This window comes from uncultured Clostridium sp., assembly GCF_947072515.1.
Lineage (GTDB): Bacteria > Bacillota > Clostridia > Clostridiales > Clostridiaceae > Clostridium.
Genome location: NZ_CAMTIG010000069.1, coordinates 1 through 14690 on the forward strand (window position 1 = coordinate 1; position 14690 = coordinate 14690).

Annotated in this window: 17 protein-coding genes and 1 pseudogene; 3 read left to right on the forward strand and 15 right to left on the reverse strand. The window is 25.6% G+C overall.

Going from position 1 to position 14690, the window contains the following annotated elements; genetic code table 11:
* Together Q0W06_RS16830 and Q0W06_RS16835 are read left to right on the forward strand one after the other, a co-directional pair.
* Positions 1-219: pseudogene (locus Q0W06_RS16830) on the forward strand (MerR family transcriptional regulator); the annotation flags it as partial.
* 119 nt (positions 220-338) lie between these two features.
* Positions 339-1373, forward strand: a complete 1035-nt coding sequence (locus tag Q0W06_RS16835; RefSeq protein WP_297638408.1) for a dihydrodipicolinate reductase — start codon at positions 339-341, stop codon at positions 1371-1373.
* 151 nt (positions 1374-1524) lie between these two features.
* Here Q0W06_RS16835 and Q0W06_RS16840 read toward each other — a convergent pair whose 3' ends face one another.
* The 15 genes from Q0W06_RS16840 to dhaK form a co-directional block, all read right to left on the reverse strand.
* Entirely contained in the window at positions 1525-2064 is a 540-nt protein-coding gene (locus tag Q0W06_RS16840; RefSeq protein ID WP_297638411.1) for a hypothetical protein, read from the reverse strand.
* Positions 2065-2165: 101 nt separating this feature from the next.
* Positions 2166-3575: a HAMP domain-containing sensor histidine kinase gene (locus Q0W06_RS16845; protein WP_297638414.1), complete on the reverse strand. Its 1410-nt coding sequence runs from the start codon at positions 3573-3575 to the stop codon at positions 2166-2168.
* A gap of 2 nt (positions 3576-3577) precedes the next feature.
* Positions 3578-4240: a response regulator transcription factor gene (locus tag Q0W06_RS16850; protein ID WP_297638416.1), complete on the reverse strand. Its 663-nt coding sequence runs from the start codon at positions 4238-4240 to the stop codon at positions 3578-3580.
* Between the two features lie 166 nt (positions 4241-4406).
* Positions 4407-4868 carry a DUF6773 family protein gene (locus Q0W06_RS16855; protein WP_297638419.1) on the reverse strand — a complete coding sequence of 154 codons (462 nt, stop codon included), beginning with the start codon at positions 4866-4868 and terminating at the stop codon, positions 4407-4409.
* Positions 4868-5065 carry a helix-turn-helix transcriptional regulator gene (locus tag Q0W06_RS16860; RefSeq protein ID WP_297638422.1) on the reverse strand — a complete coding sequence of 66 codons (198 nt, stop codon included), beginning with the start codon at positions 5063-5065 and terminating at the stop codon, positions 4868-4870. Before Q0W06_RS16860 ends, Q0W06_RS16855 begins: the two co-directional genes overlap by 1 nt.
* 184 nt (positions 5066-5249) lie before the next feature.
* A complete protein-coding gene (locus tag Q0W06_RS16865) occupies positions 5250-5456 on the reverse strand; it encodes a DUF4177 domain-containing protein (protein ID WP_297638425.1) in 207 nt (68 codons plus the stop codon).
* 64 nt (positions 5457-5520) lie between these two features.
* Positions 5521-6027: an AAA family ATPase gene (locus tag Q0W06_RS16870; protein ID WP_297638428.1), complete on the reverse strand. Its 507-nt coding sequence runs from the start codon at positions 6025-6027 to the stop codon at positions 5521-5523.
* A 52-nt stretch (positions 6028-6079) separates the two neighbouring features.
* Positions 6080-6646, reverse strand: a complete 567-nt coding sequence (locus Q0W06_RS16875; protein ID WP_297638431.1) for an HD domain-containing protein — start codon at positions 6644-6646, stop codon at positions 6080-6082.
* A gap of 317 nt (positions 6647-6963) precedes the next feature.
* A complete protein-coding gene (locus Q0W06_RS16880) occupies positions 6964-8088 on the reverse strand; it encodes an alpha/beta hydrolase-fold protein (protein ID WP_297638435.1) in 1125 nt (374 codons plus the stop codon).
* A 68-nt stretch (positions 8089-8156) separates the two neighbouring features.
* The gene (locus tag Q0W06_RS16885; protein ID WP_297638437.1) at positions 8157-8810 is read right to left on the reverse strand and encodes a hypothetical protein; all 654 of its coding nucleotides are present in this window, start codon (positions 8808-8810) and stop codon (positions 8157-8159) included.
* Between the two features lie 224 nt (positions 8811-9034).
* Positions 9035-11095, reverse strand: coding sequence for a DUF262 domain-containing HNH endonuclease family protein (locus Q0W06_RS16890; RefSeq protein ID WP_297638440.1), 2061 nt, complete (start codon positions 11093-11095; stop codon positions 9035-9037).
* A gap of 239 nt (positions 11096-11334) precedes the next feature.
* On the reverse strand, positions 11335-11754 hold the full coding sequence (locus Q0W06_RS16895) for a hypothetical protein (RefSeq protein ID WP_297638443.1): 420 nt from the start codon (positions 11752-11754) through the stop codon (positions 11335-11337).
* Positions 11755-12024: 270 nt separating this feature from the next.
* Positions 12025-12417, reverse strand: a complete 393-nt coding sequence (gene dhaM, locus Q0W06_RS16900; protein WP_297638446.1) for a dihydroxyacetone kinase phosphoryl donor subunit DhaM — start codon at positions 12415-12417, stop codon at positions 12025-12027.
* 29 nt (positions 12418-12446) lie between these two features.
* Positions 12447-13067 carry a dihydroxyacetone kinase subunit DhaL gene (gene dhaL, locus Q0W06_RS16905; protein ID WP_297638448.1) on the reverse strand — a complete coding sequence of 207 codons (621 nt, stop codon included), beginning with the start codon at positions 13065-13067 and terminating at the stop codon, positions 12447-12449.
* 29 nt (positions 13068-13096) lie between these two features.
* Positions 13097-14095 (reverse strand): dihydroxyacetone kinase subunit DhaK, encoded by a 999-nt coding sequence (gene dhaK, locus Q0W06_RS16910; RefSeq protein ID WP_297638451.1) that lies wholly within the window; start codon positions 14093-14095, stop codon positions 13097-13099.
* 336 nt (positions 14096-14431) lie between these two features.
* Here dhaK and Q0W06_RS16915 point away from each other — a divergent pair, with 336 nt between their 5' ends.
* Complete coding sequence (locus Q0W06_RS16915) at positions 14432-14623, forward strand: DUF4177 domain-containing protein (RefSeq protein ID WP_297638454.1); 192 nt, start codon at positions 14432-14434, stop codon at positions 14621-14623.
* The last annotated feature ends 67 nt before the right edge of the window (positions 14624-14690 follow it).

Below are 14690 nucleotides of genomic sequence, written 5' to 3' on the forward strand. Positions count from 1 at the left end.
CTTATTAAAGAAGTTCCTGCTCATATGTATTTAAGTATTTATTGTGATAAATTTGAAAATGAAGTACATTATGCTAAAAAGCTTTTAAAAGAGGTGTATTCAAGAGGTTATATTCCCTGTGGTGATTACTTATGTGAAACTATTACTGATATTCCTTTTACTAATGAAAAAGAACGTGAAATGTATTTAAGATTACAAATTCCAATTAAACAAGAATAAGTATTTTATTCGCTAAGTATTGACCTTATACTTACTACAACCTCTATACTTAAATATGTAAACAGTTACTAAGAATATTAAAACTTATTTTTATATGTTATTTTGTAGGAGGTTTTTTTATGAATAAAGAAAAGATTCGTGTAATTCAATATGGTTGTGGGAAAATGGCAAAATATACTTTAAGATACTTATATGAAAAAGGTGCTGAAATAGTTGGTGCTATAGATGTTAATCCTGAAGTAGTTGGAATGGATATTGGAGATTTTGCAGAACTAGGTGTTAAATTAGGTGTTAAAATAAGCAATAATGCTGATGAAGTTTTAGACCAATGTGATGCTGATATTGCTATCGTAACTCTTTTTAGTTTTATGGATGATGTTTTACCTCATTTTGAAAAATGTGCAAAAAGAGGTATTAATATAGTTACTACTTGTGAGGAAGCTATTTATCCTTGGACAACAGCTTCTGCTATTACAAATAAATTAGATAAACTTGCAAAGGAAAATAACTGTACAATCGTTGGATCTGGAATGCAAGATATTTATTGGATAAACATGATTGGCTGTGTAGCTGGTGGTGTTCATAACATTACTAAAATAGAAGGTGCTGTAAGCTACAATGTAGAAGATTATGGACTAGCTTTAGCTCAAGCTCATGGTGTTGGCCTTACACCAGAAGAATTTGAAGAAAAAATTGCTCATCCTGAAGTTTTAGAACCTTCATATGTATGGAACTCTAATGAAACTCTTTGTTCAAAAATGGGATGGACTATAAAATCTCAAACACAAAAATGTGTACCTTATTTCTATGATAAGGATTTATATTCTGAAACTATGGGAGATACAATTCCTAAAGGAAATTGTATTGGAATGAGTGCTGTAGTTACAACTGAAACTTTCCAAGGGCCTATAATAGAAACTCAATGTATTGGTAAAGTTTATGGCGCTGATGATGGAGATATGTGTGATTGGAAAATAATTGGTGAACCAGATACTTCCTTCTTTGTTACTAAGCCAGCAACTGTAGAACATACTTGTGCAACTATAGTAAATAGAATTCCAACTATTATTAATGCAAAACCAGGATATATTACAGTTGAAAAACTTGATAATGTAGAATATTTATCTTATCCAATGCAAATGTATATAAAATAAATTCTTTATACTAAAAATTTTATAAAACAAAATAAGAAAGTGAGTTTTATCTCACTTTCTTATTTTTATTTTAATTAATATATATTTAAAATTAATCAGTAATGTATAACTTTATAGAAATCCAAATTTACTGTTTCTAAATTTCTATATCTTATAACATTAATAATGGGAAGAATTTAACTAATCCAATATGTATTATTGTTAAGACTAGTAATATCATTCCTAAGACTTTATGACTCTTAATTCCTTTATTGAATATTCTTAATACTCCTGAAATTACAAGAATTAATAAATCTATAGCTGCTAATGCCCCAAAAATATATCCTAATGTCCATTTAAATCCTAAGTTAATAAATATGTACACATGAAATGAAATTACTGCAAATCCTATCATTGCTAATGGAATATGGATTTTTTGTAATATCTTAATTCCTAGCTTTAATAGCGCATCTAAAAGTTCATCCATATCTAAATATCTTACAATTCTTCTAAATATAAATATACAAAAAGTTGCTCCTATAATTACTGCTCCTGCTATCCCTATATCAGAAGAGTATACATATTGTCTTATAAACCCTAAATTAGTTGCAAATCCTGTTACTATAGAAAAAAGTATTCCTATTGCTGCTACTATAACTATTATCAAACTCAATAAAAATAATCTCATACTCTTTTTTTGAAACTTATTCAATTTAATCACTCCTAATAATCTACCTCTTCACCCTATTATCTATTATTCAATAGGTTTGTAGTATTAGTGTATATAATCAAATTCTATTTTTTATGGGAACTTTATGTGATTTTTGTGTGATTTTCAAATTCTATAAAAAATCTCACTCCATTTTCTTCATTTTTTACATATATAGTTCCTTTATAATAATCTATAATTTTTCTTGTAATATAAAGTCCTAATCCAAAATTTCCTGATTTACCTTTATAAAGATTATCAAAAATATTTTCTAAATCTTCTTCCTTTATCTTTTCTCCATCATTAAAAATTTCTATTATAATTTTCTTATCATTTTTATAGAGTTTTATTTCTATTTCACTTTCTACATATCTTAAAGAGTTTTCTATTATATTCTCTATAGCAGTTACTAACTTTTCTTCATTACCATAAATATAAGTTTCTTTTTCTAAATTTAATTTCCAATCTATTTTTTTATTTATAAATCTAAATTTATAGTAAATTTCATCTAATAAATACTCTAAATCTAATTCTTTTATTTCTTTATCATTAGCTAACATATAATCTAATGTATTTAAATATAAAATTTGCTTTATCTTCTTTTCTAAAATCTGTGATTCCTTCTTTATTATTTCTGCTGTCTCTTCTACGCTTCCTATATACATTCCATCAATTAAAGCTTCTGCATGACTTTGAATTATCATAACTGGTGTTTTTAAATCATGGGATATACTTTGGAAAAATATCTTTTCTTCCTTATCTACCTTTTCAAGTTCTATTCTCATGTTATTCATAGAATGAACTAAACTTCCAAGTTCATCATCTGTGGTTACCTCTAAAGGTTCTACCCACTCTTTTCTTGAAACCTTCTTAGCATAGCTTTCTACACTTTTTAAATACTTCGTTATATATCCAGCTAAAAATTTTGCTACAAAAAAACTGATAATTATAAAAAGTATTCCTATAGATATAAGAATAAATATTAAAGCCTTTGTTTCATTTCCTTCAGTATATGTAACTATATACTCTTCTTTATTCTGTGAATTCACTACATTACTTATTACAAATACATAACTCTTCTCTGCATCTCCAAATTTACGTCTTTCTATAAATACCTTATTTTTATAAGTTGGATCTTTAGCATAAGAAGCCATCCAAAGCTCTGCTTCATTTGATATATCGCGTATATTACTATTAAAATACTTAATATCATCACTATCATAATTTCCATCTAAATTTATTATCTTTCTTTGATTGTTTTCAGTTTCAACTATAAAACTTTCTAAACCTATGCCCTTATAAATTAATGCATATTCATTATCAAAGGTATCACCATTAATTTCTTTTATAATATTATCTTGAGTATTTATAAGATATCTAACGTTATTTTCTAGCTGAAGTCTTCTAAATATAACTGAATATAAAATCGTTAATACAAAAACTATTCCTATTATAGCAATCGTAAAAGTTATCCAAATTCTCATATATAACGATTTTATTTTAAATATTCTCATAGTTAATTCCCTAAGATAAGTTTATAGCCATAGCCATATACTGTAGATATATTTAATCCATCTAGTTTTTTTCTTACTCTTCTCATAGTATCATCCACTACTCTGTCTGATCCAAAATAGTCATCTCCCCAAACTTTATTTAAAATTTGTTCTCTTGATAAAACCATATTAATATTTTCTGCAAAGTATAATAACATTTCATATTCTTTATTAGTAAGCTGTATCTCTTCTGAATCTTTATATACAGTTCTTTGAAGTTTCTTTATAGTATAATCTTTTAATGTAATAATAGAAGTATTCTTTTCACTTCTATTTAATATTCTATTTACTCTTATAACTAACTCTCTTGGAAGAAATGGTTTTGATATATAATCTTCTCCTCCAAGTTCTAAGCCTAACACTCTATCAAGTTCTTTATTTCTTGCTGACATAAATAAAACTTTAGCGTCCTCATTTATTTTTTTTATTTCTTTTATTAAAGAATACCCGTCTATATCAGGTAACATAACATCTAAAACCCATAAATCAGGAGAGCTATTTACATGCATTAAAGCATCTGTTCCATTATTAAAAATCTTAACCTCATATCCCTCTACTGTTAAGTATTTTTCTAATAATAGACCTAAGTTTACTTCATCTTCCACTAAATAAATCTTTTTTCCCATTCTTCTCTTTCCTCCTTAGATTAAACACTCACATTATAACAAAAAAGAGATAGTCTTTACACTATCTCAACCTTAATTTTACACTACTTTTAATCCTTAATTTCTATCATTTTTCTTATAATTGATTAAATTAGTATTCTTATTTTAATAATTATCTATAAAACTATTAACTATCTTCCTCATCATAGGATTCTTCAATTTTTTTCACTTTATGCTCATTTAATTTTGTTATAGCATAAAATGCTATAACAGATGATAATGCACCTACCAAAAATGTAGTTATTACAGTTGGAATTATCTCACTAGTAATTCCTGTAGTATCAATCATTCTATAAATAGTTATAATTGATATAACTCCTCCAGTAGTTATACTATTTACTATTATAGTTTTCTTTTTATTTATATTCTCAGAAATAAGTTTATTTCCTACCAACGTATTTTTTATCATTATATAAATTAAAGCTCCAAAGAAACAAATAAACTCTACAATGTATTCTTTAAAAGGTGCATTAAAAACATATTGTTGCACCAATATAGATCCTATAAGAAATACCATTACTAAAGAAAATGCTTCATTGGTAATTTTCCTCTTCTCATTAATAACTCTCTCATCAATAATTTTTTTCATTATTCTTCCTCCCAAAATAAATCATTTAATGTCTTATTTAATACTTTGCATATTGATATACATAAATTTAAACTTGGATTATATCTTCCAGATTCGATCATCCCTATAGTTTGTCTTGTAACTCCTACTTCTTTTGCTAAATCATCTTGTTTCATATCTAGTTCTATTCTTGCTATCTTTAAACGTTTATTTTTCATCTCAATACCCCCTATTTATTTTATACCATTTATTATATAAAATGTCAAATATATATTGCATTTGTAATTTATATATTACTTAAAAGAAGTATTTTATATTGTTTTATTTTTATACTTATTTACGAGGATATTATTTAAATGTATAATTCAAAAATAAAAAAGAATTAGCTTTATACTAATTCTTTTAAACAACTTCTTTTTCAAATATTATTTGGTAAGCATATGGGCAATATACTCCTGTGTTATCTGTTGGTGGTACTACTATTTGTTTTAATCTCCACCCATCTTTTGCTTCTTTATTAAGAATATCCTTACATACCTGAAAGTTATCCCCTTTTTTCACTTTAAAACCACCCTTTAATGGTACTTCTATAAATTTATACTCAAACATCTCTTTCCCCCATCAGTTATTTTAAAAACAATTTTTACAATTTCTTCTCTATTTTAAATATACTTTATTCTAATATAATATCCTTTATTTCTTCTAAAATAATTTTAAAATCTTTATCTGTTGTATCAATTTTAATAGTATCCATTTCATCATATAAAGATAATTTTTCTAAGCTTCTATTTATATTTTCTATATCTCTTAATCCATTTTTAATATCTTTTTCTATTCTTGAAATCAATTCTTCTTTAGAACACATTAAAGTTATTTTATATACATCAACATTTTCTATATTAATCTGCTGTAAAATATCATTCATTATTTCATCTGTATGAATCACCCAATTAAACACTATATATTTACTAGTTGAATTTTTTATAAAATTATTAATCATATATCCTATATTATTTAAAACCATATTTTTATTTTCATCATTTACTCTAAATGGATTCATCATCCAACAATTATCTCCATCTAACCAAAATGAATTTTCAAGTTCCTTATAAAGCATTTTGCTTATAGTAGTTTTACCTACACCCATTACTCCATTTATTATAATTAACTTCTTATTCATCCCATTTTTTCTCCAATAATAAACCCTAAAGCAAATACCTTTAAGATTTATTCTATTTCTCTAATATAGATAGTATCAGTTCTCTTTTGTTTTTATAATATTCTTTGCTCTCACTAGACATTTTATTATAGCTTCTATCAAGCTTGTTTTTAACAAAATTAGTACCATCATCGATATTAAGTTTTCTTTGGACAAAAGCTAAATAGTATAATGATGGTAAATTATCGTAATGAGAAATAGCATCTGCATCTGCTAGACATATCTCTTCTTGTGATATTCTCTCTTTTTCTATACTTCCTCTATGGTTTAATATACATAATTTAACTAACTCTATTTTATCTTTAGGATAGTTATAAAAATTAAGAATCTCCTCCGCTATATTGGCTCCATGAATATGGTGTTCCTTGTACAAACTATAATCGGTAATAGACGCAATATCATGTAACCACCCTGCAATTTCACAGACCTCAACATCAGCATTATAATGTTTAGCAAGTTCAACAGCATGTTTTGCAACACTTTCTATATGTTGATAGCTACCACTCCCAAAAAAATTACCAGGACTATCACATCTTTTTCTAATTTCTACTTTTATTTTATTTATGATTTCTTTTTCCATATTTCCTCCAGTATCCTCAAGTAATAATACATTTCTCCCACAGAATTTTGATTAAATGAGTAGGCGTATTATGATTAAACTAACTCATAATAATCCATATATTATATTATACATCCAAAATGGGTTATAATACCATCAACTTTAAATGAAATTTGGAACAATACTTCTAAATTCCTTTACCCTTGTATACTTATGTGGAATATTACTATGCACCAATAAATTCTTAGTTCTGATTGACTCTTTTATTGTTTTTTATTTTATTATATATTTACGAGAATATTATTTAAAAGTTTTTAAAGTAATAAAAAATCTTGAAACTAATTTGCCTCAATAAATATTAACCCTCTATATAAAAATTCTCCCCATGATAAATAATCATGTCCACTTTTAAACATTTCATATTTTATCTTAAATCCTTTTTTTCTTAAAATACTATATATTTTATTATTTGGATTAATCATCATATTTCTATCTTCTAATATTCCCACATCCATATAGATATTCAATTTATTATTGCAATCTCTTATTTCTTTTTTCATAGTATTTACTTTAAAATGATATGATGCAGATTGTGAAATTACATTTCTAAAAATATCACTATTTCTTAAAGCGATATAAGTTGCCATCATTCCTCCTAAACTAAATCCAGTTATAATATTTTTATGTGGATCTATAATTATATTATATTTTCTTTTTACAAAAGGTATTGCTTCATTTATTATAAATTTTTCAAACATACTATTATATCTTAAATCTCTACTTCTACTCTTCTCATTTGATTCAACAAATATTCCAATTATAGGTTGTATTTTATGTTCTGAATTTAATTTATCTAATATTAAATTAGCATTTAATAAATCAATATGTTCTTTTCCATCTAAGAAAACTATCACTCCACACTCTTTAGTTATATCTTTAATTTCATAAGGATTATATATCACTAGATTTCTAAACTCTTTTAAAAAATTACTATAAATATTATGCTTTATTAATTTTCCATTATTTAAGTTCTCATTTTTATATAATATATTTTTACACTTTGGCATAACTACATAGGACATTACCGTTTCATCATCAAATTTTAATTTTAAATTATTAAGTCTATCATACATTCTATTTTTAATTCTACTGCACCAATTATTATCTAATGAGTCATTGATAGAGAAATAATATCTAAATTTTATATCATTCTTCGATATATATTTTTTATACCAAATATTAGTTCCTTCTATGTTTTTCATTAAATTCTCTTTTATATTTTTTCCACCTAATGGACTTATAACTAAAACATTTTTTGTATCTTTGTCTCCAATATATACAAAGATTATAAATACATCTAAATCTTCATTCTCAATCTTTTGAATTAATGGAAATTTAATTTCACTATTCTTAAATTCTTGTTTTTCTTTTACTGAATTTAATATAAATTTTTCTAGATTCATATCATGCTCCTTAAATCTAAGTTTGTAAATAACATCTTTTTATATCTTAAATATATTGTTTATCTGCTTTAATATGGATTGCTTTTTAACCTCACTATATCTGGTTTTAAATATACTAAAATTTTGAAAATTTCATTATATTCCTTTGTTTCACAATTAAATGAAACCCCGTTGTATTGATTATTTTTACTAAATATAAATCTTACACGTTTTCCATAACTACAATAAGGATTAAAACTTATCTCTCCAATTTCATTAAAAAAATTTCTATTAATTCTTATCACTCTAAAATAATTATCTAACTCATATGCTATTACTTCCTTTGACGTTATTATCAAACTTATATAGCATAGTTCATCAATATTCATTGTGAATTTTTTTCTTACATCCCATTTAAATATTTTTTGATATAATGTCTCTTCTTGCAATATTCCTAACTTACTTGTCCCATAACATGCAAGTATTTTTAAAACTTCAATATTACAAACTCCTAATTCATATTTTTCATTTCTTTTACTCATAAATGTCTCTATATTAATTTTATCTAAATCCAACACATCTATACTAAAAGAAATATTTTTAGAATCATAATATTTTTTAAAAGTTCTTTTTAAATTCTTCTTTCTTTTTTCTATTTCTTTTTCAGAAAAATTATTCTTCTCAGAACATAGCTCATCTATAACTCTATTTAAATTTAATAATTCATTCTTCATACTTATCATTTAACATCCCTCTTTTATATTATTTGATTAGGATTGTAATAAATATATCTTCCTGCTTCTATTATATCATTCCTAAAATTTATATATTCAATTTATTGTATATATTACATATTTATCTAACACCTAATATCTTTTATTCATTTTACTTATTTACAATGTTATTATTTAAAAGTATTTTTCAATAATAAAAACCTTGAAGCTAATTTACCTCAAGGTTTTTACAATTATTTAATACTAAATAATAATTCACTTTGCTCAATTCCATATTCATCAAAAATCACTCTTAATGTATATAGTTTTGCTTCTGTGCTTAAGTTTTTTTCTATATAAATATTTTCTGATATTTTTAGTGGGCTTCTAAACCCCTTCTCTTTATTAGAAACTCTTTTACTAATAAAATCTTTATCTAAACTCTTTTTTGTTAATCTTATAAATACTCCTGGATTGATATCGTATAACATTAAACATATATTCTCATATAGTTCTGCCCAATTCTTTACTTTTATCCATTCATCTTTAAATTTAAATTTATCTATTTTTGTATTTGTAAAATCGTCTTCATCTTCTAAACTAAATATATTGCTATTTTCGTTTTCTACAGTGTAATTAACAATTGGATACTCCCATATGTTAATAGCTTCTTGGAGTAATTTCTTTGCTCTAGTGTTTATTTTTTCTTCATTCCACTGATCTAGTTCTGCTACATATTTATTTAATTTTAATCGGCTTTCTTTAAAGCCATTCTTCATATCTCTTTTCTCAATAAATGCTTTATTGCTCATGTTAGAGTTATATCCTGTTAATGTTAGATTTCCAATAGTTCCTATATATTTTTCATATACTTCCTTATAATTTTCACCAAGCATCTTTTTCCACTGAGGTGTAAGTGTTTGTGGCATAATATGCTCAATAGTTAAGACTCCCTCTGTAATTAAATTTTGTATATCTACTTTTTCATTGTTATTATGATTTTCAAGCTTCTCTAACAAATAAATCTTGTTTTTACTTTTCCAATTATATACATCACATTCTAGGAACTTTAATTTGAACTCATCTTCATTAGGAAATTTTTGAGATGACTTCTTATTTACTAAAATATATTTCAGTATCTCAACATATCCACTTTCATAGTTATTAATCTTTTTTATTTCTTTCCCTAAACTCATAAATACTTTATTTAAAGCATTAGTTGGCTCTTTACAAACTATTCTTCTAAAAATATAAGCCTCTATAATCTTAACTATTTCTATAAGCTGATTTTTATTTATAATTTCTTTAAAATAATCATCAAATACCTCTAATAAAAAAGGATATGACACTGTAACTTCTAATCTATTTATATTTTCTATTATTTCATCCACTTCTTTTATTCCAGTGCAATTATTATTTAAATATCTATAGTATTTAGAAAATTTCAACATATCATCTAAACAAATTTCTATATCTATTCCAGTAACCTCAATATATCTTTTAAAATTAATATATATTTTATTTATATTAGGAATTTTATTTTCTTTCATTGTTAAGTAATCTCTTATAAATTGAGATACTTTATAGTCTGTATTTTTCTCAACCTTGTTCCAATACTTATTGTATAATATCTCTTGCTTTTTAGCTCCTTGATTCATTAAAATAAAATTTCTTACTTTATCTGCATCTGTTAAATCTAATCCTGTTGAGTTAAGACTTTCAAATATAAGTTGTGGATCATCTTCTTCATTTTTCAGTTCAATTTCTACAATCATAAGTCTTTCTATTGCTGAATATAATTGGTCTATTGTAATTTCCCCATCTATTATTCTCTCATAAAAATATCTGTAATTTACTGTTATATTAGAATCTTCTATTAGTTCTTCATCTTCAAATAATTTTATAAATACATTTCTATCTTCTTTTATAGGCCTTAACTTTATTTTACTCTCATCATTTCTATAAGGATTTACTAAATATTGATTTAATACCTTTTCTTTAATTATCTCTGCTGAACTTAATCTTCCACTATTCAAAATATTATATATAGCTACTAATAATATAGATACAGTTGTTATTCTTTGCTGCCCATCTATAATTAAATATTCTCTAGTCTTCGCATCAGCATTATATATAGAGACAATTGTTCCAAAAAAATGTGTTTTATAATTGTTTCTTATCATTCTTACTAAATCATCATACAACTGTTCACACTGTTCTTTTTTCCAATCATAATTTCTTTGATAAACTGGTATAACAAAATTAGTATCTGAAGATTCTAAAAATCTTATTAATTCTTTCTCGTTTGCTTTCATTTTTTTACCCTCTCATTCTCATTTTTCTCTCATTGATATATTTCTATTAATTAGTGTGATATCCTTTTCTTAAATTACATATTTTGAGATTTTTTTTATTTTATCATACTTGTTTACGATGATATTATTTAAAAGTCTTTTCGATAATAAAAACCTTGAAGCTGATTTGCCTCAAGGTTTTTAAATTATTCTAAAATATATATATGAATAACCTATATTCATAAGTTAAGAAATTCTATCTATACAAAAAATATTATGATACCTAAGATTAATAAAATTATTCCTACTCCTAATAAGAACTTTCCTATTTTTATAACAAGTTTTTTAGCTTTTTTAGCTCCCATCTCTCTTGTTGTATATCCTGTAGCAAAAGGAAATTTTATCATTACAAGTCCTAACCACACACATTCTATACCTCCACCAATTTCTAGTAAACTAATTTTACTATATACTGATGATAAAATTGCAAATGGAACTATTACAATACTCCCAACTAAAACTAAAATTATAAACTTCCCTTGATTTTTCATAGCATATTTATAATAAGCTTCATAATTTTCTTTACATTCTTCACAGCACATATATAAATTATTAAAATCAATATTTACTTTTATCGAATCTTCATTAGATGTTTCTCTATTACACCAACTACACTTCATCCAAATTCATCTCCCCTTAAAATAAAATCTATAAATTTATTTAATATTGTTATCAAACTACTATGTATCCATATTACGCTTAATTTCTAATTTTTTCTATAAATTCATATTTATTTAAAATTAAGTTAAATATTTAAAATTACTTTTCTTCATACATATAACTGCTTTCTATTTTGCAGCAGAGTCATTTTTATAATTAACAAGCCTATGGAATATTAAATTAATTCCATAGGCTTGTTAATTACTATTTTCCCCTCACCAAGGTACTCACTAACTTATTTTATTTAACTTTACTTCTTCTAATTCTTTTTTTATATCTATTAAAGATTTTCCAATGCAACTTGATACTCCTGCGATCAATGCTCCTTCAACTAATGCACAATCAACAATTAAAATTTTTTCTTTATCATATTTATCATCTAACATTTCTATTGCCATTTCACAATTCATTAAGGCACTCCCTAAATCAAAAAGCATTATTACTCCATCTTCTGAATATGCCCTTTCTATTCCATTTATTATTTTTTCTACATCTGTTCCTATTCTTCCATCAAAAGTTCCTCCTGCCTGAATTATCTTTACATCTCCTGCCATTTGAGATGTTAGTTCTACTACTCCCTTTGCTATATCTTCACTGTGAGAAACCACTACTACTCCAACCATTTTTTCATCCTCCTAACTGTAATTTTTTTCTATATACTCTCTAAAACTCCTTCAAGTAAAAGTGTAAATGATGTTGCTCCTGCATCTTGATGCCCTAAGCTTCTCTCTCCTAGGTAACTTGCTCTTCCTTTTGTTGCAATCATCTTCTTAGTTTTTTCAACCCCAATTTTAGCCCCTACTACACCTTTACTTATAATTTCTTTTTCACTTTTATTTTCATTAAAACTTTTTTCCATAGCTCTTATTGCAGGTGCCATTGAATCTATCATTGTTTTTTCACCTTCAATAGCCTTTCCACGCATCTTTATTCCCTCTAATGCAACAGATAACATTTTTATGAAATCCTCAATGTTAACTTCATTTTTATCTTTAATAATCATTGATGCCTTCATAAATCCAGTTCCATATAGAGGTCCTGATGCTCCTCCCACCTTAGATACAAGTGTCATTCCTGCCTTTTTAAGTATCTTATCAACAGATAGATTTTCATCATTTCTTACTGCTACTATTACTTCATTAAAACCCTTACTTAGATTTATACCATGATCTCCATCTCCAATAGCTGCATCTAATTCACTAAGATATCCTTTATTTTCATCTATCTTTTTCGTTATATTTTCTAAAGTTTCTATTACCTTTTTACTATCCATTTCAATTCCTCCTTTAGGCTTGTCCTGTTTTATATTACTTTAAATGCTGGAGTGTCTGCCTTAGCATCTAATAACTCTTTTAATTCACTGTCAAGCTTTAAAATTGACACTGAACATCCTGCCATTTCTAAAGATGTCATATATTCACCAACAAAAGTTTTATATACTTTTATATTTTTGCTATTTAAAATTTCTCTAACCTTTTTATTAATTATATAAAGTTCCATAAGAGGTGTTCCTGACAGTCCATTTACCATTACAGCTACTTCTTCATTTTCTTTAATCTCTATATCCTTTAAAATCTTCTCTACTAATTGCTCTGCTACTTTATCTGCAGTTTCTATTTTTTCCCTATGAGTTCCTGGTTCCCCATGAATCCCCATTCCTATTTCAATTTCATCTTCTGCTAGAGAAAAGTTAGCTTTCCCTGCTTCTGGAACTATACAAGAACTTAGTGCCATCCCCATGCTTCTAACATTTTTGATGACTTTTTCTGCAATCTCCTTAACTTCCTTTAAATCTCCACCATTTTCAGCCTTTGCTCCAGCTATTTTATGAACAAATACTGTTCCAGCAATCCCCCTTCTTCCAGCTGTATATAGACTGTCTTCCACTGCTACATCATCATTTACAATAACAGCTTCAACTTTAATATCTTCCATCTCAGCCATTTCCTTAGCCATTTCAAAGTTCATAACATCCCCAGTATAATTTTTAATTATAAGAAGAGTTCCTTTCCCACTATCAACAGCTTTTATAGCTTCATAAATTTGATTTGGTGTAGGTGATGTAAATACTGCTCCGCAAACTGCTCCATCTAACATTCCTGTTCCAATATATCCTCCATGGGCTGGTTCATGTCCACTGCCACCTCCACTTATCAATGAAACTTTACCCTCTATAGGTGCATTTTTTCTTACTAAAACATCATACCCATCTAATCGTCTTAAATAATCTTCATGAGCATATTCTAATCCAACTAACATATCCTCTAAAACTTCTTCTGGTTTATTTATCAATTTTTTCATTTCTATATCCCCCTTTTTATTCATGAAAACCTTTTCTATTTATATTTTACTAAATTTTTACTGATTTTTAAAGTATCTTCATCCATCTATTATTATTTAATATATTATCTTTTTATACTTAATAACTTCTAAATACCCTCTTAAAGCTTTTCCTTTACCTATTGTAAGTCTATCTTTTAGTTTTATTTTTTCATTTAATATACTTATTTACGAGGATATTATTTAAAAGCTATAATATTAAATACTTCTATAAATTTTTTTAATTCTACTAATATTTAAATAGGTACGTAACATATACTTAGTAAATGTATTTTTCTTTAAAATGGAGGTATTTTAATGCAATTTAAATATTTGTATATTGAAGCTAAGGTTGGAGGACTATTTTCTGAACCAAATCATAGAGAATTAATTGAAAAGTATTCAAATGAAGGTTGGAGATATATTAATGCTATTCCCTCTTCATTTTATGGAAATAATGGTCAGCCAAAAACTTTTGATTTAATATTTGAAAAGATTGATGAAGAATAATCTTAAAAGCATAAAAAGAGTTAGTTTTTACACTAACTCTTTTTGGACTATATTATCTTAGTTGTCC

Bases quoted from the DNA above. Each gene is read 5' to 3' on its own strand.
- Q0W06_RS16835 (WP_297638408.1), top strand. From the start codon at position 339: ATGAATAAAGAAAAGATTCGTGTAATTCAATATGGTTGTGGGAAAATG.
- Q0W06_RS16845 (WP_297638414.1), bottom strand. From the start codon at position 3,575: ATGAGAATATTTAAAATAAAATCGTTATATATGAGAATTTGGATAACT.
- Q0W06_RS16850 (WP_297638416.1), bottom strand. From the start codon at position 4,240: ATGGGAAAAAAGATTTATTTAGTGGAAGATGAAGTAAACTTAGGTCTA.
- Q0W06_RS16855 (WP_297638419.1), bottom strand. From the start codon at position 4,868: ATGAAAAAAATTATTGATGAGAGAGTTATTAATGAGAAGAGGAAAATT.
- Q0W06_RS16860 (WP_297638422.1), bottom strand. From the start codon at position 5,065: ATGAAAAATAAACGTTTAAAGATAGCAAGAATAGAACTAGATATGAAA.
- Q0W06_RS16865 (WP_297638425.1), bottom strand. From the start codon at position 5,456: ATGTTTGAGTATAAATTTATAGAAGTACCATTAAAGGGTGGTTTTAAA.
- Q0W06_RS16870 (WP_297638428.1), bottom strand. From the start codon at position 6,027: ATGAATAAGAAGTTAATTATAATAAATGGAGTAATGGGTGTAGGTAAA.
- Q0W06_RS16875 (WP_297638431.1), bottom strand. From the start codon at position 6,646: ATGGAAAAAGAAATCATAAATAAAATAAAAGTAGAAATTAGAAAAAGA.
- Q0W06_RS16880 (WP_297638435.1), bottom strand. From the start codon at position 8,088: ATGAATCTAGAAAAATTTATATTAAATTCAGTAAAAGAAAAACAAGAA.
- Q0W06_RS16885 (WP_297638437.1), bottom strand. From the start codon at position 8,810: ATGATAAGTATGAAGAATGAATTATTAAATTTAAATAGAGTTATAGAT.
- Q0W06_RS16890 (WP_297638440.1), bottom strand. From the start codon at position 11,095: ATGAAAGCAAACGAGAAAGAATTAATAAGATTTTTAGAATCTTCAGAT.
- Q0W06_RS16895 (WP_297638443.1), bottom strand. From the start codon at position 11,754: ATGAAGTGTAGTTGGTGTAATAGAGAAACATCTAATGAAGATTCGATA.
- dhaM (WP_297638446.1), bottom strand. From the start codon at position 12,417: ATGGTTGGAGTAGTAGTGGTTTCTCACAGTGAAGATATAGCAAAGGGA.
- dhaL (WP_297638448.1), bottom strand. From the start codon at position 13,067: ATGGATAGTAAAAAGGTAATAGAAACTTTAGAAAATATAACGAAAAAG.
- dhaK (WP_297638451.1), bottom strand. From the start codon at position 14,095: ATGAAAAAATTGATAAATAAACCAGAAGAAGTTTTAGAGGATATGTTA.
- Q0W06_RS16915 (WP_297638454.1), top strand. From the start codon at position 14,432: ATGCAATTTAAATATTTGTATATTGAAGCTAAGGTTGGAGGACTATTT.